Below are 22,590 nucleotides of genomic sequence, written 5' to 3' on the forward strand. Positions count from 1 at the left end.
GCAAAGATGAATAAATCTGAGAGGAGATTTTTTAATGGAAGAAAAATTGAAAAAAATAAGGGAAGAGGCTATCGCTGCAATGGAAGCGGCAGAAGATCTGGCACAGCTTAATGATGTGCGTGTTGCTTATCTTGGAAAAAAAGGTGAGCTGACTGCTGTTTTAAAAGGAATGAAAGATGTTGAACCAAAGGATCGTCCGGCTGTTGGACAGCTTGTAAATGAAACCCGCACGGCCATTGAAGAAAAACTGGAAGAAACAAAAAAAGGGATGGAAGCAAAAGCACTGGAAAAACGCTTGAAAGAGGAAGTCATTGACGTAACCCTTCCGGCCAGAAAAAATCGTGTCGGCCATGCACATCCAAACAGTATTGCTCTGGATGAAGTGGAGCGTATTTTTGTTGGTATGGGCTATGAGGTAATCGAAGGCCCGGAAGTAGAATATGACTATTATAATTTTGAAGCTTTAAATATTCCGGAGAATCATCCGGCGAAGGATGAACAGGATACCTTCTATATTAATCAGAATATTGTTCTGCGTACTCAGACATCGCCGGTGCAGGTTCGTGTTATGGAGCAGGGAAAGCTGCCCATTCGTATGATTGCTCCCGGACGTGTATTCCGTTCTGACGAAGTAGATGCGACACACTCCCCTTCCTTCCATCAGATTGAAGGACTTGTTATTGATAAAAATATTACATTTGCAGATTTAAAAGGAACACTGGAAGAATTTGCAAAACAGCTGTTTGGGGCAGAAACAAAAGTAAAATTCCGTCCCCATCATTTTCCCTTTACAGAGCCCAGCGCAGAAGTAGATGTAACCTGTTTTAAGTGCGGCGGAAAGGGATGCCGTTTCTGTAAAGGAGAAGGATGGATTGAAATCCTCGGATGCGGTATGGTACATCCTCATGTACTGGAAATGAGCGGTATTGATCCGAAAGAATATACAGGTTTTGCTTTTGGAGTAGGTCTTGAGAGGATTGCACTGCTGAAATATGAGATTGACGACATGCGTCTTCTTTATGAAAATGATGACCGTTTTTTAAAACAATTTTAAAAGAGCGAGACTTGAAAATGGCGGCAGGTGAATCGTTACATGCTGCAGACATAGAAAACAGTAAGGAGAATGAGACATGACAACTTCATTATCATGGATAAAGGCATATGTGCCGGATCTTTGTGTGGATGCCCAGGAATATATGGATGCAATGACACTTTCCGGCTCAAAAGTAGAAGGATATAAGAAACTGGACGAGGATCTGGATAAGATTGTCATTGGACAGGTAACGAAAGTAGAGGCTCATCCGGATGCGGATAAGCTGGTGATCTGTCAGGTCAATGTAGGAACAGACAGTGTACAGATTGTTACCGGTGCCCCCAATGTGTTTGAAGGCGCAAAAGTACCGGTTGTACTGGACGGAGGACGGGTAGCCGGAGGACATGATGGTACAGTAACGCCGGGCGGTATTAAAATCAAAAAAGGAAAATTAAGGGGTATTGAATCCTTTGGTATGATGTGCTCCATCGAAGAGCTTGGTTCTACCAGAGAATTTTATCCGGATGCACCGGAAGACGGACTCTACATTCTTCCAGAGGATGCTCCTGTAGGTGAAAACGCAGTGGAATACCTTGGGCTTTGTGACACTGTTGTGGAATATGAAATTACTTCAAACCGTGTAGACTGTTTTAGTGTTCTTGGGATTGCCAGAGAAGCGGCGGCGACCTTTAACAAAAAATTTATTCCTCCGGTTGTCACCAAAACAGGAAATAGTGAGAATGTAAATGACTATGTAAAAGTAACAATAAAAGATACAGATTTGTGTTCCCGTTATGTAGCAAGAGCTGTAAAAAATATTAAGCTTGCGCCGTCACCGGAATGGATGCAGAGAAGACTGGCCGCTCACGGAATCCGTCCAATTAATAATATCGTGGATATTACCAATTATGTGATGGAAGAATACGGACAGCCAATGCATGCTTATGATATGGATACTATCGCAGGCAGAGAAATTATTGTCCGCCGGGCAGGAAAAGATGAAAAGTTTACAACTCTGGATGGTCAGGAACGGAAGCTGGACGATTCTGTTTTGATGATCTGTGATGGGGAAAAAGCAGTTGGCATGGCCGGAATTATGGGAGGAGAAAATTCCATGATAACGGACAATGTCTCTACCATGCTTTTTGAAGCGGCATGTTTTGACGGAACAAATATCCGTCTTTCCAGTAAAAAAGTGGGACTTCGTACAGATGCTTCCAGCAAATTTGAAAAGGGTCTGGATCCCAACAATGCAATAGAAGCAATGAACCGGGCCTGCCAGCTGGTAGAGGAGCTTGGTGCCGGGGAGGTAATGGGAGGAGTCATTGATGTATATCCTCATATAAAAGAGGGAAGAAGAATTGCTTTTAATCCGGACTGGATCAATAAAATGCTGGGAACAGACATTGATGCCGGAACCATGAAAGGTTATTTTAAAAAGCTTGATCTTGGATTTGATGAGGATTCCCAGGAAGTGATTGTTCCTTCCTTTAGACAGGATCTTCTTCGGGATGCAGATATTGCGGAAGAAGTAGCGAGATTTTTTGGTTATGATAATATCCCAACAACTCTGCCGGCTGGAGAGGCTACAACTGGAAAACTTTCCTTTAAACTGCGTGTAGAAGAGATTGCAAGAGAAGTTGCTCAGTTCTGTGGATTCAGTCAGGGAATGTGTTATTCTTTTGAGAGCCCAAAAGTATTTGACAAATTGCTGCTTCCTCCGGACAGCCCTCTGCGGAATACAGTTGTGATTTCCAATCCGCTGGGAGAAGATTTCAGCATTATGCGTACAACTCCGTTAAATGGAATGCTTACTTCGCTGTCCACAAATTATAACCGCCGGAATAAAGATGTACGTTTATATGAGCTGGGTAATATTTATATTCCAAAACAGATCCCGGTTACAGAACTTCCAAAAGAACGGATGCAGATGACTCTGGGGATGTATGGCGAGGGTGATTTCTATACTATGAAAGGTGTTGCGGAAGAAATTATTACAAGCGCAGGACTTCATGAAAAAGTAACATACGATCCTGCTTGCGGATATCCCTTCCTTCACCCGGGCCGTCAGGCGGATATTGTATATGAAAATACGGTGATTGGATATCTTGGTGAGGTACATCCTTCTGTCGCTTTAAATTATGCGGTAAAAGAGCGTATATACGTGGCGGTCCTTGATATGCCGGAAATCGTATCAAGAGCATCTTTTGATAAAAAATATGAAGGAATTGCCAAATACCCGGCAGTCACCAGAGATTTAAGTATGGTTGTTCCGAAAGAAGTTCTGGCAGGGGATATTGAAGAAATATTTGCCCTTCGGGGAGGTAAAATTTTAGAAGGCTATCAGCTCTTTGATATTTATGAAGGCTCTCAGATAAAAGAAGGTTATAAATCTCTGGCCTATACACTTACCTTCCGGGCAAAAGACAGAACCTTGGAAGAGGCTGATATTGCAGGTGTAATGAAGAAAATTATGAATGGTTTAAGCAGCCTGAACATTGAGCTTCGTCAGTAAAGGAGCATTCTATGGATGTAAAAGATTTTTACTTTGAGCTGCCAAAGGAGCAGATTGCACAGGATCCCTTAGAAGACCGTTCTGCATCCCGGCTTCTTGTCTTAGACAGAGAAACCGGCGCGTATGAACATAAAATATTTAAAAATATTACAGAGTACTTAAAGCCCGGCGACTGTCTGGTACTGAATAATACAAAAGTAATCCCAGCCCGGCTTTTCGGAGAAAAAGAAGGAACCCAGGCTAAGATTGAAATTCTGCTTTTAAAGAGAAAAGAGAACGATATCTGGGAAACACTTGTAAAACCCGGAAAAAAAGCAAGGCCTGGAACTAGAATCAGCTTTGGAGGCGGCCTGCTTACAGGAGAAGTACTGGACGTTGTAGAAGAAGGAAACCGACTCATTCAGTTTACCTATGACGGAATCTTCGAAGAAATTTTAGATGAGCTTGGACAGATGCCGCTTCCGCCTTATATTACACATCAGCTGGAAGACAAAAACAGATATCAGACTGTCTATGCAAAATATAACGGATCAGCAGCGGCCCCTACAGCCGGGCTGCATTTTACCCCGGAGCTTTTAGATGAGGTTCGAGGGGCGGGGGTGGAAATTGCGGAAGTAACCCTGCATGTAGGGCTTGGGACTTTTCGCCCTGTGAAAGTAGACGATATCACAAGGCATCATATGCATTCTGAGTTTTATATGATTTCACAGGAGGCGGCAGAGAAAATAAATACGGCAAAAGAAAACGGCGGCAAGATTATCTGCGTGGGAACAACCAGCTGCCGGACCATTGAATCTGCCGCCGATGAAAACGGCAGATTAAAAGAGTCCAGCGGCTGGACCGAAATTTTTATCTATCCCGGCTATCAGTTTAAGGTACTGGACGGTTTGATTACGAACTTCCATCTGCCGGAATCAACCTTGCTGATGCTGGTGTCTGCGCTGGCAGGAAGAGAGCATGTGCTGGCGGCCTATGAAGAGGCAGTAAAACAGGGCTATCGGTTTTTCAGTTTTGGAGATGCCATGCTGATACGGTAGAATAAAATGGTATGCGATATGGAGAAAGTTAGGGATTAAGTGCTGCCCGGCAATGAAAGAAACCTGAAAATTTCAAAAAAACTATTGACTCTGACGTTACGTTATAGCTTAGAATGACATTACACGGAAGGGGAGATGAAAATGCGGACAGTAAAAGAGGTCAGTAAACTCACAGGTGTCAGTGTGCGCACACTACATTATTATGATGCCATTGGGCTTTTGAAACCTACAAGAGTAACGGAGGCAGGCTATCGAATGTATGACGATGCAGCCCTTAGTCGTTTGCAAAACATTTTATTGTTTCGTGAATTACAATTCCCTCTGAAGGAAATTAAAGTAATTCTTGATAGCCCTGATTTTAATCAAGAAGAGGCAATAGTACAGCAAATCAAACTGTTAGAATTACAATATAAGCATATAGGTGAGCTTATTTCCTTTGCCCGTGCAATTCAGACGAAAGGAGTAAGGACAATGAATTTTGAAGTTTTTGATACGAATGAAATTGAGCAGTATAAGACAGAAGTCAAAGTAAAATGGGGACATTCTGAAGCATATCAAGAGTATAAACAAAGGAATGCTTCTCAAAGTAAGTGTAACTATGATAGGGTTGCCGATGAAATGATGTCACTGTTTGCCGGGTTCGGTGCTATAAAACAATTTCTGCCTGCGGATCAGACTGTTCAAGAAAAAGTGGGCGCTTTACAATCCTATATAAATAAAAATTTTTATACTTGCAATAAAGAAATTTTAAAGGGATTGGGCGAGATGTATGCTTGCGATGAGCGTTTTAAGAAGAATATCGACCGTTTTGGTGGAGAAGGAACAGCAGAATTCGTAAGACAGGCAATTTTGGTTTATTGTGACAAGTAAAGTATATTCATATAACCATTATCAAAGAGCTAGATGTAAAGACGTAGAGCCGATGAATTTGTGAGTAATAATCACAGTTTGTCGGCTCTTTTTACAAAGATATGAGTTGCCCGGAAGGTGGCGAGCTCTTTTAATTCCCCTCTTTTTGTACCATATAATCAGCCAATATTTTCCATTAAATAAGCATTTATTGGAAGAAAAAAATAAAACAATAAGAATTAGTGGGATATATCAGGGACTTCTGTTATAATGATACGAAAGAGTTATTGTATAAGATGAATATCGGTTGGCAAGGGTAATTCCATGCAAGGCAAGAGTTAGGAGCGTGAAGACCAAATGGAAAAACGTAGAAAGAAACTTCCGATTGGGATTGAGAATTTTGAAAAACTTCGCACAGAAGATTTCTATTATGTTGATAAAACAAAGATGATAAAAGAACTTCTGGATAACTGGGCGGAAGTGAATCTATTTACCCGGCCGAGACGATTTGGAAAGTCGCTGAACATGAGTATGTTAAAAAATTTCTTTTCTTTTGAAAGTGACAAGGAACTTTTTGAAGGGTTGGAAATTTTCAAAGAGACAGCTTTATGTGAAGCGTATATGGGAAAGTTTCCTGTAATCTCAATATCCTTAAAAGGAATCAATGCCGGGAATTATGAAACAGCGCGTGGGATGGCAATCCGGGTTATTAACGAAGAGGCAGACCGGCTGCAGTATCTTTTGAAGAGTGACCGGCTTACAGATAACGACAAAGCCCGTTTTTGTGAGTTGTTGAAACGTGATATGGATGACGTGGCGCTTTTTAGCAGTCTGAAGGAGTTGTCTAGACTTCTTCAGAAACACTATAATAGTCAGGTGATCGTGCTGATTGATGAATATGATGTACCGTTGGCAAAAGCATTTGATCAGGGATATTATAATCAGATGGTGATATTGCTCCGGAATTTGTTTGAACAGGTACTAAAGACCAATGATAGTCTGAAATTCGCGGTAATGACTGGATGTATGCGTATTACAAAGGAGAGTATTTTCACTGGTCTGAACAATTTGAGGATACTGTCCGTGGCTGATGTGGAATTTAATGAGTATTTTGGGTTTACGGATAAAGAGGTAAAAGAACTACTTGAATATTATGATATTTCCAGACACTATCAGACAATGAAAAACTGGTATGATGGTTATCAGTTTGGAAAAGTAGAAGTGTATTGTCCGTGGGATGTGATTTGTCACTGCAGCAAGCTCTGTGTGGACGATGATGTTCAGCCACAAAATTATTGGTCGAACACTAGCGATAATGAGGTGGTCAAAAAATTTATTCAAGGGGCTGATATTGGTACGACAAAGAATGAGATTGAAAGATTAGTTGCCGGCGAGGTAATAAAAAAGGAAATTCATCAGGAAATGACTTATAAAGATATGTATAACTCTATTGATAATATATGGAGTGTACTTTTTATGACAGGTTATCTCACACAGAGGGGGAAGCAAGAAAGGAAAAGTTTAAATCTGGCAATTCCTAATATGGAGATCCGTGAAGTCTTTACAGAACAGATTATAGCATTTTTCAAAGAAACAATACAAAAGAACGGAGAATCGGTAAATGCCTTATGTGATGCCCTTCGTGAAGGAAGAGCAGAGGAAGCAGAGAAAATATTTGCAGAATATCTGAGGAAGACGATTAGCATTCGGGATACATTTGCCAGGAAACAATTAAAAGAAAACTTTTATCACGGTATTCTGTTAGGATTATTGGGATATCAGGAAACGTGGGTCGTTTCCTTCAATAAGGAATCCGGAGATGGATACAGTGATATTTTGGTGGAAATTGGTGAGGAAGAAAAGGGTATCATCATTGAATTGAAGTACGCGGAGGATGGCAATCTAGAGGCAGGCTGTAGGGCTGCATTGGAACAGATCGAAAAGAACCGGTATGAGGAAGTGCTGTATGAAGATGGAATTGACCATGTTTTAAAATATGGGATTGCATGTTATAAGAAGCGCTGTAAGATTATACTTGCCTAAACCCTGTAATCAGATAGCTGCAATGATATATTAGATGTGAGATGACTCCCGTCTCTATAGGCAGTGAGTAGCAAGCAGGTGTCAGTGGCGGGAGTCAATCCCCCATCTAATATACGTTCCGCCAGGATGTGCAGGTGGCTGTAGGAAACCTGGTAGAAAATGAAATAAAAAGTTATAAAAGGGATAACCGTCTGTCTGTAGTCGTGTTATTCCTTTTATATTTGAATTTGTAATATTTTTTTTGCGGCTCTTGAATAGTTAAGATTTTAAAAAATGTCGAAGTTTGTTGAAATAAATCCAAAACTTGTGTTAAACTAAGCAAATAGCTGGTAAATACTGGAAATAATTGTTTAGTCAGGGGGAATTTTTTTGATAAGACAATATTTGGAGCAGGATGTGTATGAGGCATTTCAGGAACGAATGAGGTTTGTTTTTGAAGAATTTGAAAATATTTTTGTCTCTTTCTCCGGAGGAAAAGACAGCGGATTGCTTTTGAATCTGGTGCTTGATTTCAGAAACAAATATTATCCGGATAAAAGCCTGGGAGTATTTCATCAGGATTTTGAGGCTCAGTATACAGTGACCACAGAGTATATTGAACGTACATTTGAGCGAATTAAGAATCAGGTGGAACCATACTGGGTATGCCTGCCCATGGCCACCAGGACTGCGCTCAGCAGTTATGAAATGTATTGGTATCCCTGGGATGATACGAAAGAAGACTGCTGGGTAAGACCCATGCCTCAGAAAGAGTATGTCATAAATTTAAAAAATAATCCGATGACAACTTATAAATACCGGATGAATCAGGAAGTGCTATCCAAACAGTTTAACCGATGGTACCGTATCTCCCATGGTGGAGGGAAGACCATCTGTCTGCTTGGCATCCGGGCTGAGGAGTCTATGCAGCGTTACAGCGGATTTTTAAATAAAAAGTATGGTTATAAAGGAAACTGCTGGATCAGCGGACAGTTTAAAAATGTCTGGTGTGCATCTCCCCTTTATGACTGGTCGCTGCAGGATATCTGGCATGCCTACTACAAATTTGATTATGATTATAATAAGCTGTATGATTTGTACTTTAAGGCAGGTCTTAAAGCTTCCCAGATGAGGGTGGCGTCTCCTTTTAATGATTATTCTAAAGATGCTCTGAATCTGTACCGTGTGATTGATCCGGAGATCTGGACAAAGCTGGTAGGGAGAGTGCAGGGAGCAAATTTTGCCTGTATCTATGGAAAGACCAAAGCTATGGGGTATCGGAATGTTGTATTGCCAAAAGGGCATACCTGGAAGTCGTATACAATGTTTCTGCTGGATACGCTGCCCACAAGACTCAGAAATAATTATGTAAGAAAATTTAATACATCTATTAAATTCTGGCATGAGACCGGGGGCGGGCTGGACGAGGATACCATAGAAGAACTGATTGCCAATGGCTATCAGATTGCACGAAACGGTTTTTCCAATTATACAAGAAATAAAAAGTCCAGGGTTGTTTTTGTAGGGAAGATTCCCGATGATACCGATAACATAAAGTCTACAAAAGACATACCAAGCTGGAAAAGAATGTGCTATTGCATTTTAAAGAATGATCATACCTGCAGGTTTATGGGATTTAGTCTGACAAGACAGCAGCAGAACCGTGTGGATATGATACGCAGAAAATATGAGAGTATAGAGGATATGAATTATGGAATATGAAAGTCCTGTTTATCATGTGATAGCAGTTCCGATAGAAAAAGTAGTGGCCAATACATATAATCCTAATGCGGTTGCGCCGCCTGAGATGAGACTGCTTTATGAAAGTATCAAAGCTGACGGGTATACAATGCCCATTGTCTGCTATTACAGTAAATTAAAAGACATTTATGTGATTGTAGACGGTTTTCACCGTTACCGTATTATGCTGGAGCATAAAGATATCTATGAAAGAGAGCATGGAATGATTCCGGTTTCTGTAATTAATAAGCCCCTAGACCAGCGGATGGCCAGTACGATTCGTCATAACCGGGCGAGAGGTATGCATGACGTGAATCTGATGGGAAATATCGTGAAAGAGCTGCAGGAACTTGGCCGTTCTGATGACTGGATCTGTAAACATCTTGGGATGGATAAGGATGAGGTGTTAAGGTTAAAGCAGATTACAGGACTTACGGCGTTGTTTAAAGATGTGAGATTCGGAAAAGCCTGGAGACCGTCGGATGAAGATGAACAGGAAGAAGTATAAGGGCGTGGAGAAATACGCAGATGGACTAAAAACAAAGTTTAATTGTCAGCTGCTTATTCTGCCAGGATGCACTTATGGTTCCTCCTAGTTCTTCTGTTAACATTTTGGCAATAGCAAGTCCAAGCCCGGTAGAGTTCTTTCCGTTTTCCACAGTGAAAAAGCGGTTGAACAGCTGGCCGGCTGATATTTCATCAAGGCTTGAGGCTGTATTAGTAAAATAGATCTCGCCCTGAAGATTTAATGAAATAAACAGATCTTTGTCGCTGTATTTCAGGGCATTATTTAAAAGGTTTTCAAAGATACGGGAAAGCGCGTTTTTATTTAGAACGCGCTTAATCTTTTGCTGGGGGATATTGATCTGAGGTATAATGCCGGCTTCTTTGAAGGAAACATAAAATGATGCGATGCTTTCCTCCAGACATGCGTTTAAAGATACAGTCTCTCTTGTATGATATTCCTGAATGGATATAATCACTGAATAACGAAAAAGTTCTTCTGTTAGTTTTTTTAAAGCCTCTATCCGGTTGTCAATGACTGAAAGATATTCAACAGCCTGAGGAGATAAATGTTCTTTTTTTAACAGAGACATATATCCACAGACTGCGGTGAGAGGAGTCCGCAGATCGTGAGAAATATTTGTAACAGCATCCTTTAATTCCTGGTCTCCCTGACGGTATTTCAATTCTTTTTTTCTGATTACAGCCAGCTGCCGGTTTATCTGGGCAGCCAGCCGGCATATTTTTTTGTCGCTGGTTGTAAGTGTAATCAGAGTATTTGTATCTTCTTTCAGCTTTGCCTGAAATTCTGTACGGATTTCATCTATAGACCTGCGCATACTGAATATTTTGAGTAGTGATATTATAAGTGCGGCGGCAAGTATTCCGCACAGAATAAAAAGCAAAGTGTTCATATAAGGCTCCTGGTATTATTTGATATCTTTTTTTTCGAAAAAGAAGACTCCGATGGTACTGCTTATACAGATAATAACAGCAGAATATAAAATCATCAGTTTTGGATGGACCGGTGACTGTAAAGAAAGCTGGGTGCTCTGTCCGGAGGGGAGCAGGTCAATAAAAAACTGAGCCGCGTTTCTGGCAGATTCACTTAAATAGTGAGGATTCGGAACAGTTTTTGGTACTTGCTGTCCATTTACAATTTCAATGGTATCTAACATTTCCGGCTGGGCGATCATATTGATCAGATAGATACAGACAAACATAAAAACAATAACAGCCAGTATATTTAAAATGGCGGCACTTGTTTTATTTGACAGCAGCAGCGTTGTCATAGTAAAAAGGGCAGCATAGGAGATCATCATAAAAATTCCGTCGGCAGCGAACAAAACAAGTGTAGATACGGGAAGGGTGGGCATTCCAAACAGCGGCAGTCCAATAATACATGCAGTAATCATATAAGCGATGTTTAAGAAAATACCGATGGCTGCGCTTGTAATAAAATTTGCCAGATAGATCTGCGGTCTTGTATGGCCTACAATTAATTTATTTCGGATTGTCCCGTCACTGTATTCTACTCCTATAAAAAGACTTAGGACAGCAGCCATAATCAGGCCGGGGAGAGCAAATCCGGACAAACCAAACCCCTGGAAAAATAAAGTATCAAAAGTAATATTTCCGCCGTAAGTTAACAGGCTACGGTAAAACATAAGTGCTATAAAAATACAGTATCCGGCCATAATCATCACAGCACACCAGAAAATCTTATCTTTTTTAAGTCTGGAAAAATTAGAACGCAGTAATCTACTCATGTCTGCCACCTCCCACTAAATTTACATAATAGCTTTCTAGGCTTTCGTCCCGCTCGTGAACAGAAAGCAGTTCGCAGTTTTCATTTGCAAGGGCAATGGCAAGTTTTGAAATACTGATTTCTCCAAAGATATCGGCCTGATGATCAGGGAGAATCTGGTGGTCCGCTTTCAGCTGAAATAAAACTCTGGCCAGTGCTTCCATATCAGATACTGTGACGCGGATACATTTTCGGCAGGCAGCTTCTAGATCTTTCGCGCTGATTTCTTTGATGAGCTGTCCGTTTTCAATAAAACCGTAATGTGTGGCAAGACGGGACAATTCATCTAAAATGTGGCTGGAGATCAGAACCGTAATATTTTTTTCATGATTTAATTTTAGAATCAGCTCCCGGATTTCTATAATCCCCTGGGGATCTAAACCGTTTACCGGTTCGTCTAAAACAAGAAAATCAGGATTCCCTGCAAGGGCAATAGCAATACCGAGCCGCTGGCGCATACCCAGTGAAAAGTTTTTTGCTTTTTTGGAACCGGTGTCAGAAAGCCCCACCAGCTTAAGCAGTTCGTCAAGACCTTCAAAGGAAGGAAGACCAAGAATGCGGTATTGTTCTTTTAAATTATCGCGGGCGGTCATGTTAAGATAAATGGAAGGTGTTTCCACTACAGCTCCCATGCGTCTGCGGGATTTTTCAATATCTTTTCTGGAATTTTTCCTCCCATATAAAATATATTCACCGCCGTCAGGCTTTTGAAGTCCGCAGATTAAGCGGATTAAAGTCGTCTTTCCAGCGCCGTTTTTTCCTACAAATCCATAAATACTTCCTTTTTCCACATGCATGTTCAGCTGATTCAGGGCTTTGTAATTTCGATATGTTTTTGTCAGTCCGTTGGTACTTAAGATGTACTCCATATCAGTGCCTCCTTTTTTATTTGTCTGTATCTTATCATGCCATGGTTAAGAAAGCGGTTAAGGGGATCGTTAAGATGCAGTAAAGATTAATCTGCATTTAGTTTAAAACCGATTCCCCATACAGATTCAATGTAATCTTTTTTCTGTACAGTCCGCAGCTTTTTTCTCAGATTACTGATATGTACTTTCAGGGAGTTTTCCACACAGTCAGGCGTATCTTCACTGATAGCATCCAGAATCTGTGATTTTGTAATGACCTGATTTGGATTCTGAAGAAGCTGTTTTAAAATAGCATATTCGGTTTTCGTAAGATGAATTTCTGTCTGATTTACAAAAACCTGATAGGTGGTAAGATCTAGTCTGATTTCTTTGTATTCCAGTGTCCGGGCTGCTGCCGGTAAGTTTTGTTTCCGAAGCTGCACAGTAATTCTTGCCAGCAGCTCCTGAATATCAAAAGGTTTGGTCATATAGTCTGCAGCGCCCTGCAGCAAAAGTTTTACTTTGTCATGGATATCGACTTTGGCGCTGATGATAATAACGGGAATATTACGGATATGGACAAGTACTTCTGAACCATTCAGTCCCGGCAGCATCAGGTCAAGAAGAACAAGATCTGGCTGATTTGAGGACAGCAGAAGGACTGCTTCTGTTCCGGAATAAGCTCTTAAAACATGATAACCCTCTTTTGTTAGTACTTCTTCCAGCATATTTCCAATAAAAATATCATCGTCTACAACTGCAATTGTTTTCATAAAATTACCGTCCGTTTTGAAAATTTCTGACATACTTAGAGAAATTATGTCAATCTGTAAATCATCTTAATCAATAGTTACAGATAAATCAACAAAGGGGCGGACTTATTAAAAAAACGTTAATAATTCGCAGGTATTTCTTAATATTGTGAAAAGAAAAAATTGCGAAGAGAGCCAGCGTAAGTCCCTTGAATAATGAAATCATTGATGTATAATGGAGATGAAAACATACCGGAATTATCTGGTATAAAACCATTTAAGGGATGAGGAAATATGGAAAAACAGGGAAAAGCAAGAGATCTGACCGCAGGGAATCCGGCAAAACTGATTATTGTATTTGCAGTTCCTATTTTTTTATGCAGTGCGCTGCAGCTTTTGTATGGACTAATTGATACTAAGATTGTAGGGAGTACACTGGGAGAACAGGCACTGGCAGCGGTGGGAAGCGCCTCTCCTCTTCAGTCGCTTCTGATTGGCTTTCTTACAGGTCTTTCCACTGGATTTGCTATTGTGGCAGCCAGAAACTTTGGCTCGGGAGATGAAAAGGAACTGAAGCGGTCTGTGGGAGCATCCATAGTGCTTGGGCTTTCCATTACCGCAGTGATTGTTATTGTACTGGCGGTTATTTTAAAGCCTGTTCTGCATATGCTGAATGTTCCAAAAGCAGAGTTTTCGCAGGCTTATCTTTATATGATTATTGTGCTCTGGGGAATGTTTGCCACAGCCTTTTACAATATTCTGGCAGCTAACTTAAGGGCCATTGGAGATTCGCTGACACCACTAATATATCTTTTAGTGGCCACGGTTTTAAATATTGTTTTAGACTTCTGGTTTATTGTTGGATTTCATATGGATGTGGACGGAGCTGCTTATGCCACTGTGCTGTCTCAGGTGATCTCTGCAATCCTGTGCCTGATACATATTAAAATCAAATATCCGGTTCTACATGTAAAAAAAGAACATTTATTTGTAAATAGAAGAAAAGCAAAACAGATGCTGCAGTCGGGATTGTCTATGGGAATTATGATGTCCCTTGTATGGTTTGGAACCATTGCGCTGCAAAGTGCTATTAATACGCTTGGCACTTCTATTATTGTGGCTCATACTGCGGCCAGAAAAATAACGGAAATTTTATTTCTGCCATTGACCGCTCTTGGATCGGCTATTGCAACCTTTACCGGCCAGAATCTTGGAGCCGGGAAGCTGGACCGGATCAGAAAATCTGTAAAAACAACGATGATGATCTGCTGGATCTGGGATATTTGTGCTATTTTAATCTGTCTGTTTGGAGCCGGAATGATGATACAGTTTATTGCAAGCTCTACTGACAGCCAGGTGCTTTTGTGGGGAAGTACTTATTTAAGAGTAGATACTGTCTTTTATTTTATTGCCACACCAATCACCATTATTCGAAATTCTATGCAGGGATATGGAGATCATGTAACTCCCATTTTATCAAGTGCAATTGAGATGGCGGGAAAAATGGTCATTGCATTTTTGCTGGTTCCTGTACTTCAATATTGGGGAATTATCTGGGCGGAACCAATTGTCTGGTTCTTTATGCTGATTCCGCTGCTGATAAAGGCATATAAGAGTCCGGTGCTGAACGCCAAAAGGGAAGCGGCCCTCAGACAGCAGTGATGGAGGGATAAAAAGTATTGCAAGGGGAGTGTGCAGTCACATTTTTGATTTGAGAAAATGAATTCAGGGCTTCAGATTTGAAGCCCTGCTGTTGTTATGAAGAACCCGGCATCTACGGGAGTTTTACCGTCTCATCTGCATCATGCGCATAATCATATCTGCTTTTTTTTGTTCTTCCGGAGACATATTCTGTTTTAAAATTTCAATTAAAAGTGAAGATTCTTCGTTGGAGAATTGAATGCCCTTGGTCTGGGCCTGTTTCATGGACTGCATGAAAAAAGGTGCGGCATCTTTCATGGAAGAAGGTTTCTGCATGTTTTGGAATTCCATCAGAAACTGCAGCTTTTCAGGAGAAAGATTGCTAAAGGCCGGATTTTGAAAAATATTATTGCTCATAAATTACCTTTCCATATTAAAAATTAAAAGAAAATGATCTTATAGTTTCAGAATATGCTCTATGTAAAAAATGATTCATAGGAATTTGACATTTCGAAGAAACTAAGCAGTGTATCTATGGTTTCCTGTTCTTTTTCGGTGCAGTATGACCGGATTGCTGACAGCATCATGGAAACACGTTCGGATTCAGAAACTGCGGCACAGGCATGAAGTTCCTGCGTGTATGCTGAGTTATCAGAATTAAACAGTGACACCGTTTTTTGTAATTCGATAAGTTTAATAATCATGGAAATTTTCTTTTGCTGTTCTTCGCACATATATGGAACCATTGTTTTCATGATCTGAAGTTCTCGGCTTTCGATCAGTGTATCCAGCAATGGTTTTTCAGTTGTTTCATTCATAAAGTTTTATAACCTGTCTTTTTTTATATGTTTATGTAATGTTTCTGCAATTATGACAGTTTACTGTGCCCGGCATATATTAAATAGAATACAGCAGGAGAGATAGTTTAAATATGAGAAGACTGATCCAGGACGGTGACAGTGTTTATATGATAGATGAAGCGTGTATGAAAAAGAAAGAAGAACAGGAGCGGCTAAAGGAGATGCAGTGGCAGCGCCAGAGAGAGAAGAAAGTAAAACAGATTTCAGACAGAAAGCAGATGTAAGCTTTGCACAGATTGCAAGACAGGATAGGTGCAGGGCTGTAATTTTTTTCCGGCAGATTTTTTTATCTGCCGGATGTTTTAGTTTTTATGAAAAGCAGACCTAAAAATGGGGCGGTGCGTTTTGCACCGCCCCTGCTTTGGTTACACAAAGGTGTAAAGCAAAGATTAGCAGAAAGAACCGCCGTTTCCACCACAGCAGCAAAGAATCAGCAGCAATGGAAGGATGTTGTCACAGCCTGAACCATTGAAGAAGGAACCATTGTTTCCGCCGCAGCAGGACAGAATCAGGAATAACCATATAAGGTTACCGCATCCATTGTTATCTCCACAGTCACATCCACAGTTTGTAGCAGCTAAATCACTCATATTTGAGCCTCCATTAAATTTTCTTTACAGTTCATATTATGTAGGCTGCTTGTCAGTGTTTCTATTTTTTATAAAAAATTTTTTCAGAGATTGACATGGAAAAATATACATGTATAATTGTATACAAATATACAAAAGTTTCAAGGTTAGGAGAGTTGTAAAATGAGAAAAGTCGTTATGAACAAGCATAATAATCTTCTGCAGCTGGAAGAACATTTTTATCAGCTGGCAGATGTGGAAGAACCAAACACATTCCGGAATTTATTTCCATATGAAGAAATTCCGAAAATTGCTTTTAACGACAGAATTGTACCTCATAATATGCCGGATGAGATCTGGATTACAGATACTACCTTCAGAGACGGACAGCAGTCGAGAGCACCTTATACCACAGATCAGATTGTAAAGATATATGATTATCTGCACAAACTTGGAGGACCAAAAGGGATTATCCGGCAGAGTGAATTTTTCTTATACAGTAAAAAGGACAGAGATGCCGTATATAAATGCATGGAGATGGGATATAAGTTTCCGGAGATCACCAGCTGGATTCGTGCCAGCAAAAAAGATTTTGAGCTGGTAAAAGAAATCGGTCTTCGGGAAACAGGTATTCTTGTAAGCTGTTCGGATTATCACATTTTCTATAAGATGAAGATGACCCGCCGGGAGGCTTTAAATCATTATCTGAGTGTGATTCGGGAATGTCTGGAGACCGGAGTCAGCCCAAGGTGTCATCTGGAGGATATTACAAGATCGGATATTTATGGATTTGTAATTCCTTTCTGTCTGGAACTGATGAAGCTGATGGATGAATATAAAATTCCAATTAAAATCAGGGCCTGTGATACCATGGGATATGGCGTTAATTATCCGGGAGCAGTAATCCCCAGAAGTGTTCAGGGGATTATTTACGGTCTTACTACCCATGCGGGAGTTCCATCAGAGCTGATTGAGTGGCACGGACACAATGATTTTTATAAAGCTGTTTCCAATTCCACTACAGCATGGCTGTATGGAGCCAGCGGAATTAACTGTTCTTTGTTTGGAATCGGGGAGAGAACCGGCAATACGCCTCTGGAAGCTATGGTATTTGAATATGCACAGCTCCGGGGAACTTTAGACGGTATGGATACAACTGTGATTACGGAACTGGCGGAGTATTATGAGAAAGAATTAGATTATACTCTCCCCAGCAGAACTCCTTTTGCGGGAAAGAACTTTAATGTAACAAGGGCCGGTATTCATGCGGACGGACTTTTGAAAAATGAAGAGATCTATAATATTTTTGATACTGAGAAATTTTTAAAACGTCCGGCGCTGGTATCCGTATCAAATACATCCGGGCTGGCGGGGATTGCCCACTGGATTAATTCTTATTACCGGCTGGAGAAAAATCGTCAGGTGGATAAAAATTCGAAATTGGTTCATCTGGTAAAAGACTGGGTGGATCAGCAGTATGATGACGGACGTGTCACTGTTCTGACAGATGATGAACTGGTTTCGGAAATAACCAGATGTTGTCAGAAACTAAACTACGTGTTATAAATAGGGGAGGGATTTTTCATGAATGAGGATAAATATTCTTTGAGTGCCAGAGTTTTTAACCAGCTTCAGGAGGATATTCTTTCCGGAAAATATAAAAAAGATGAAGAATTGAAAGAAAAGGCGCTGGGAGAAGAATACGGCGTCAGCCGGACACCGGTGAGAGAAGCTCTGCGCCAGCTGGAGCTTGAGGGACTGGTATCCATGATTCCCAACAAAGGGGCAAAGGTAGTGGGATTTACTCCCCAGGATATTTACGATATTTATGAGATCCGCTCTATGCTGGAGGGGCTTTGCGCCAGAAGGGCAGCAAAAAATGCTGCACCTGATCTGATTGCTGAGCTTGAGGAAATTATTTATCTGACAGATTTTCACGCAAAAAGAGGTCATGGAAAGCAGGTGTTTGAGCTGGATAACAAATTCCATGAGAAGCTGTATGAGGCCTGTGGCAGTAAAATACTGGCAAATCTGCTGCATGATTATCATCATTATGTACAAAGTGTGCGTAAAATATCTCTGACATCTCAGGAGCGTTCTGTAAAATCTACTGCGGAGCATGGGGCCATTGTAGAAGCCATCAAAGAACATAATGAAGAAAAAGCGCAGCGCCTGGCAAATAACCACATCATGAATACAATGAAAAATATTGAGTATTACGGATGGGAAAATATTGCAAAAACAGAAGGACAATAAGGAGGATATTTTCAAATGGACAAAATTAAAATGACAACACCACTGGTGGAGATGGACGGAGATGAAATGACAAGAATTCTCTGGCAGTATATTAAAGATGAACTGTTACATCCATTTATTGATTTAAAGACAGAATATTATGACCTTGGACTGGAATGCAGAAATCAGACTGATGATCAGGTAACCTTTGATTCTGCAAATGCAACTTTAAAATACGGAGTTGCTGTAAAATGTGCTACCATTACACCAAACGCTGCACGTATGGACGAATATGATCTGAAGGAAATGTGGAAAAGCCCAAATGGTACCATTCGTGCTATTTTAGACGGGACAGTTTTCCGTGCGCCTATTAAAGTAAAAGGGATTGAGCCCTGTGTAAAAAACTGGAAGAAACCAATTACCATTGCCCGTCACGCATATGGTGATGTGTATAAAGCTTCCGAAATGAAAATTCCGGGCGCAGGAAAAGCAGAATTGGTTTATACAGCGGAAGATGGAACTGAGACGAGAGAACTAATCCATGATTTTACTGGAGCAGGTATTATTCAGGGACAGCACAATCTCTGCAATTCCATTGAAAGCTTTGCAAGAAGCTGTTTTAATTATGCGTTAGATACAAAACAGGATCTGTGGTTTGCAACGAAAGATACCATTTCCAAAAAATACGATCATACATTTAAAGATATTTTCCAGGAAATTTATGATAAAGAATATGATGAAAAATTCAAAGCGGCAGGTATTGAATATTTCTATACGCTGATTGATGATGCAGTTGCCCGTGTGATGAAGTCAGAAGGCGGTTATATCTGGGCATGTAAAAACTATGACGGTGATGTTATGAGTGATATGATTTCCTCGGCATTCGGTTCTCTGGCTATGATGACTTCTGTATTAGTATCTCCATCCGGAGTTTATGAATATGAAGCTGCTCACGGAACCGTACAGCGGCATTATTATAAACACCTAAAAGGTGAAGAAACATCTACAAACTCGGTAGCAACTATTTTTGCCTGGACGGGAGCCCTTAGAAAACGAGGGGAGCTTGACAATCTTAAAGAGTTAAGCGCTTTTGCAGATAAACTAGAACAGGCCTGCATAGATACTATTGAGAGCGGCAGTATGACAAAGGATCTTGCTTTGATTACGGAAATTGAACATCCAACAGTATTAAACAGTCTGGACTTTATAAAAGCAATCCGTACAAAATTAGAAGCATTATTATAAAAATGTATAAAACAGGCTCTAAAGCATCTGCTTTAGAGCTTCCTGTCTGTCTGCCAGAGCACATTCTGATTTAGGGGGACAAGTATGATATTATCCTGTCAAAACATTTGTAAATCTTTTGGTGTGGAAGATGTTTTGAAAAATGTTTCATTTGGAATTGAAGAATATGGAAAGGCGGCAATCGTAGGTGTGAATGGCGCCGGAAAATCCACACTTTTAAAAATTATTATGAACGAAATGTCCGCCGACGGCGGCAGCGTAATTCTGGCAAAAGGGAAAACCATCGGTTACCTGGCTCAGCATCAGGATATTTCCGGTGACAGGACCATATATGAAGAAGTGCTGGAAGGAAAACAGTATGTAATTTCTCTGGAGGCAAAAATCAGGGAAATGGAAGAGGCCATGAATCATTTCAAGGGCCGGGAGCTGGAAGAACATATGGAAGCTTACCATAAAGTGCTTCATGAATTTGAGGCTTTGGATGGGTATGCATATCAGAGCGAAGTATCCGGAGTTTTAAAAGGTCTTGGATTTGCAGAGGAAGAATTTACAAAACATATGGATGAGCTTTCCGGAGGGCAGAAAACCCGTGTATCACTGGCAAAGCTTCTGGTAACAAAGCCTGATATCATTCTTCTGGATGAGCCTACCAATCATCTGGACATTGGGTCTATTACCTGGCTGGAATCTTTTTTGATGAACTATAAGGGCGCTGTTGTAATTGTAGCTCATGACCGGTATTTTCTGGACCGGATTGTTACAAAGGTAGTGGAAATCAGTATGCATCAGTCCATGGTTTTTCAGGGGAATTACAGTGCGTATGCACAAAAAAAGCAGCAGGTGCGGGATGCACAGCTAAAAGCATACATGAATCAGCAGCGGGAAATTAAGCATCAGGAAGAAGTGATTGCAAAACTGAAATCCTATAACCGGGAAAAATTTGTAAAACGGGCGGAAAGCAGGGAAAAACAGCTGGAAAAAATAGAAGTGCTGGAACGTCCAAAAGAGGAGCATACGGAAATGAATCTCTCTTTGACCCCTGAAATTATCAGCGGCAATGATGTGCTGACAGTTGCGGGACTGGCAAAATCCTATGACGGAGCAGAGCTGTTTTCTGATATTGATTTTGAGATCAAACGCGGGGAGCGTGTGGCGCTGATTGGACAGAACGGAACTGGAAAAACAACCATTTTAAAGATTTTGAATGGTATGGTATCTGCAGATGCCGGTGAGTTTAAACTGGGTTCTAGAGTAAAAGTTGGATATTATGATCAGGAACATCAGGTACTTCATATGGATAAAACGGTATTTTCTGAGATTTCAGATGCGTATCCCAAGCTCACAGAGACGAGGATCCGGACCCTTTTGGCAGCTTTTTTATTTACCGGAGATGATGTTTATAAGCGGATCTTGGATTTAAGCGGTGGTGAGCGGGGGCGGGTATCCCTGGCAAAGCTGATGCTGTCTGAAGCAAATTTTTTGATTTTAGATGAGCCTACCAACCATCTGGATATTACTTCCAAGGAAATTTTAGAATCTGCGTTAAACCAGTATGAAGGCACGGTATTGTTTGTGTCTCATGATCGTTATTTTATAAACAAAACAGCTACCCGGATTTTAAATCTTACCGGAAAAATGGTGATTAATTATATTGGAAATTATGATTACTATCTGGAAAAGAAAGAGACGCTAGAACAGGTATATCTAAAAGAAGATACCGGCACAGCGGCAGCACAAAGCGGAGAATCCACCGGAAAAACAGACTGGAAGCAGCAAAAGGAGGAGCAGGCCCGCATAAGAAAAAGGGAAAACGAAATAAAAAAACTAGAAGAACAGATCGAAATCCTGGAGCAGCAGATTGCTGATATAGATGAAGCATTCTGTGATCCTGCCAATGCTTCCAATTCAGCAAAGCTTGGAGAACTCCAGAAAAAGCGGGACGAATTAGAGCTGAAACTGAATGAATGCTATGAAAACTGGGAAAGACTGTCTGAACAGGAATAAGCCTGTCAGTGATTTTTTGTGTGGAATTTTTCTTTCTGATCTGTCAAAAATGGAATGAATACAGACTATTTCTGGATTGATAAAAAATTGACAATAAATAAAAAACACTTTATAATACAATCATCTGAAACAAGAAAAGTATAACGAGTGGGAACAGACTTTCAGATAAGGGAGGAAATAACGTTGCAGAAAACAATATCGCAGGCAGTGATCCGGAGAATGCCGCGCTATTACCGCTATCTTGGTGAGTTAATTGACGCCGGTGTGGAGCGGATTTCGTCCAATGAACTCAGCAGCAGAATGAAGGTGACAGCGTCACAGATCAGACAGGATCTGAACAATTTTGGAGGATTCGGACAGCAGGGATATGGATATAACGTAAAATATCTGTACGAAGAAATTGGAAAAATTCTGGGACTTGACTGTCAGCATAATATTATTGTAGTAGGCGCAGGAAATCTTGGGCAGGCTCTTGCTAACTATGTGAAATTTGAGAAACGGGGATTTGTGATCACCGGTTTATTTGATATCAATCCGGCGCTGGCGGGTTTATCCGTTCGGGGGATTGAAATACATATGATGGATGAGCTAGAGGAGTTTGTTAAAAACCACAGAGTAGACATTGCGGCTCTTACAATGCCTAAAGAAAAGGCGGAAGCCTGTGCAGACCGTCTTGTGGAACTTGGGATTTCGGCAATCTGGAACTTTGCCCATCTGGACCTGGAGCTTCCGGAGGATGTGGTTGTAGAAAATGTTCATCTTTCTGACAGCTTGATGCAGCTGTCCTACAATATTGTCAGCAGACGGAACAGAGTATAAAAATATTTGTTTCTATTTTCATAAACAACAACGAAGCACAAAAACGCTTTGCCTTTTTCTGGCAGAGCGTTTATTGTATAGATAAGAATTTTTCGAAAATCGTCTGAGAG

21 protein-coding genes are annotated in these 22,590 nt (G+C 40.7%); 14 read left to right on the forward strand and 7 right to left on the reverse strand.

Translation table 11 applies throughout. The features are described 5' to 3' along the window. Positions 1-34: 34 nt before the first annotated feature. The 7 genes from pheS to OCV88_RS02195 all read left to right on the forward strand — a co-directional run bounded on the left by pheS (position 35) and on the right by OCV88_RS02195 (position 9,704). Positions 35-1,054, forward strand: a complete 1,020-nt coding sequence (gene pheS, locus OCV88_RS02165) for a phenylalanine--tRNA ligase subunit alpha (RefSeq protein ID WP_158423984.1) — start codon at positions 35-37, stop codon at positions 1,052-1,054. Between the two features lie 76 nt (positions 1,055-1,130). Then, positions 1,131-3,548, forward strand: a complete 2,418-nt coding sequence (gene pheT, locus OCV88_RS02170) for a phenylalanine--tRNA ligase subunit beta (protein WP_158423985.1) — start codon at positions 1,131-1,133, stop codon at positions 3,546-3,548. A gap of 11 nt (positions 3,549-3,559) precedes the next feature. Beyond that, positions 3,560-4,585 carry a tRNA preQ1(34) S-adenosylmethionine ribosyltransferase-isomerase QueA gene (gene queA, locus OCV88_RS02175; RefSeq protein WP_158423986.1) on the forward strand — a complete coding sequence of 342 codons (1,026 nt, stop codon included), beginning with the start codon at positions 3,560-3,562 and terminating at the stop codon, positions 4,583-4,585. A gap of 141 nt (positions 4,586-4,726) precedes the next feature. Further along, entirely contained in the window at positions 4,727-5,455 is a 729-nt protein-coding gene (locus OCV88_RS02180) for a MerR family transcriptional regulator (protein WP_158423987.1), read from the forward strand. Between the two features lie 336 nt (positions 5,456-5,791). Continuing rightward, positions 5,792-7,477, forward strand: a complete 1,686-nt coding sequence (locus OCV88_RS02185) for an AAA family ATPase (RefSeq protein WP_158423988.1) — start codon at positions 5,792-5,794, stop codon at positions 7,475-7,477. A gap of 420 nt (positions 7,478-7,897) precedes the next feature. Then, positions 7,898-9,178, forward strand: a complete 1,281-nt coding sequence (locus tag OCV88_RS02190; RefSeq protein WP_416795180.1) for a phosphoadenosine phosphosulfate reductase — start codon at positions 7,898-7,900, stop codon at positions 9,176-9,178. After that, entirely contained in the window at positions 9,168-9,704 is a 537-nt protein-coding gene (locus OCV88_RS02195) for an IbrB-like domain-containing protein (protein ID WP_158423990.1), read from the forward strand. The genes OCV88_RS02190 and OCV88_RS02195 overlap by 11 nt, the downstream gene beginning before the upstream one ends. Before the next feature lie 25 nt (positions 9,705-9,729). On the opposite strand, the gene OCV88_RS02200 is transcribed toward OCV88_RS02195, so the two are convergent. From OCV88_RS02200 to OCV88_RS02215, 4 genes are all read right to left on the reverse strand, one after another. Beyond that, the gene (locus OCV88_RS02200; protein ID WP_158423991.1) at positions 9,730-10,614 is read right to left on the reverse strand and encodes a sensor histidine kinase; all 885 of its coding nucleotides are present in this window, start codon (positions 10,612-10,614) and stop codon (positions 9,730-9,732) included. A gap of 15 nt (positions 10,615-10,629) precedes the next feature. Next, a complete protein-coding gene (locus OCV88_RS02205) occupies positions 10,630-11,469 on the reverse strand; it encodes an ABC transporter permease (protein ID WP_158423992.1) in 840 nt (279 codons plus the stop codon). Beyond that, positions 11,462-12,376, reverse strand: coding sequence for an ATP-binding cassette domain-containing protein (locus OCV88_RS02210; protein WP_158423993.1), 915 nt, complete (start codon positions 12,374-12,376; stop codon positions 11,462-11,464). Before OCV88_RS02210 ends, OCV88_RS02205 begins: the two co-directional genes overlap by 8 nt. Positions 12,377-12,462: 86 nt before the next feature. Then, positions 12,463-13,128 carry a response regulator transcription factor gene (locus OCV88_RS02215; RefSeq protein ID WP_158423994.1) on the reverse strand — a complete coding sequence of 222 codons (666 nt, stop codon included), beginning with the start codon at positions 13,126-13,128 and terminating at the stop codon, positions 12,463-12,465. A 273-nt stretch (positions 13,129-13,401) separates the two neighbouring features. Between OCV88_RS02215 and OCV88_RS02220 the strand changes: the two genes are divergently transcribed. Further along, positions 13,402-14,769: an MATE family efflux transporter gene (locus OCV88_RS02220; protein WP_158423995.1), complete on the forward strand. Its 1,368-nt coding sequence runs from the start codon at positions 13,402-13,404 to the stop codon at positions 14,767-14,769. Between the two features lie 123 nt (positions 14,770-14,892). On the opposite strand, the gene OCV88_RS02225 is transcribed toward OCV88_RS02220, so the two are convergent. Both OCV88_RS02225 and OCV88_RS02230 read right to left on the reverse strand, forming a co-directional pair. Continuing rightward, entirely contained in the window at positions 14,893-15,165 is a 273-nt protein-coding gene (locus OCV88_RS02225) for a hypothetical protein (RefSeq protein ID WP_158423996.1), read from the reverse strand. Between the two features lie 59 nt (positions 15,166-15,224). Beyond that, positions 15,225-15,566 carry a hypothetical protein gene (locus OCV88_RS02230; protein ID WP_158423997.1) on the reverse strand — a complete coding sequence of 114 codons (342 nt, stop codon included), beginning with the start codon at positions 15,564-15,566 and terminating at the stop codon, positions 15,225-15,227. A 113-nt stretch (positions 15,567-15,679) separates the two neighbouring features. On the opposite strand from OCV88_RS02230, the gene OCV88_RS02235 reads away from it, so the two are divergent. Further along, positions 15,680-15,832 (forward strand): hypothetical protein, encoded by a 153-nt coding sequence (locus tag OCV88_RS02235; protein ID WP_262590603.1) that lies wholly within the window; start codon positions 15,680-15,682, stop codon positions 15,830-15,832. A gap of 165 nt (positions 15,833-15,997) precedes the next feature. Here the strand turns inward: OCV88_RS02235 and OCV88_RS02240 are convergent, their stop codons facing one another. Continuing rightward, a complete protein-coding gene (locus OCV88_RS02240) occupies positions 15,998-16,198 on the reverse strand; it encodes a hypothetical protein (protein ID WP_158424001.1) in 201 nt (66 codons plus the stop codon). 162 nt (positions 16,199-16,360) lie between these two features. Between OCV88_RS02240 and OCV88_RS02245 the strand changes: the two genes are divergently transcribed. The 5 genes from OCV88_RS02245 (at position 16,361) to OCV88_RS02265 (ending at position 22,480) form a co-directional block, all read left to right on the forward strand. Further along, positions 16,361-17,743 carry a beta/alpha barrel domain-containing protein gene (locus OCV88_RS02245; protein WP_158424002.1) on the forward strand — a complete coding sequence of 461 codons (1,383 nt, stop codon included), beginning with the start codon at positions 16,361-16,363 and terminating at the stop codon, positions 17,741-17,743. 18 nt (positions 17,744-17,761) lie between these two features. Next, entirely contained in the window at positions 17,762-18,433 is a 672-nt protein-coding gene (locus OCV88_RS02250; RefSeq protein WP_158424003.1) for a GntR family transcriptional regulator, read from the forward strand. A 15-nt stretch (positions 18,434-18,448) separates the two neighbouring features. Continuing rightward, complete coding sequence (locus OCV88_RS02255; RefSeq protein WP_158424004.1) at positions 18,449-19,657, forward strand: NADP-dependent isocitrate dehydrogenase; 1,209 nt, start codon at positions 18,449-18,451, stop codon at positions 19,655-19,657. An 84-nt stretch (positions 19,658-19,741) separates the two neighbouring features. Further along, complete coding sequence (locus OCV88_RS02260) at positions 19,742-21,661, forward strand: ABC-F family ATP-binding cassette domain-containing protein (RefSeq protein WP_158424005.1); 1,920 nt, start codon at positions 19,742-19,744, stop codon at positions 21,659-21,661. 183 nt (positions 21,662-21,844) lie between these two features. Further along, the gene (locus OCV88_RS02265; RefSeq protein WP_158424006.1) at positions 21,845-22,480 is read left to right on the forward strand and encodes a redox-sensing transcriptional repressor Rex; all 636 of its coding nucleotides are present in this window, start codon (positions 21,845-21,847) and stop codon (positions 22,478-22,480) included. Positions 22,481-22,590 lie beyond the last annotated feature (110 nt).

Origin of the sequence: Brotonthovivens ammoniilytica, from assembly GCF_025566885.1 — a bacterium.
Taxonomy (GTDB): Bacteria; Bacillota; Clostridia; order Lachnospirales; family Lachnospiraceae; genus Brotonthovivens; species Brotonthovivens ammoniilytica.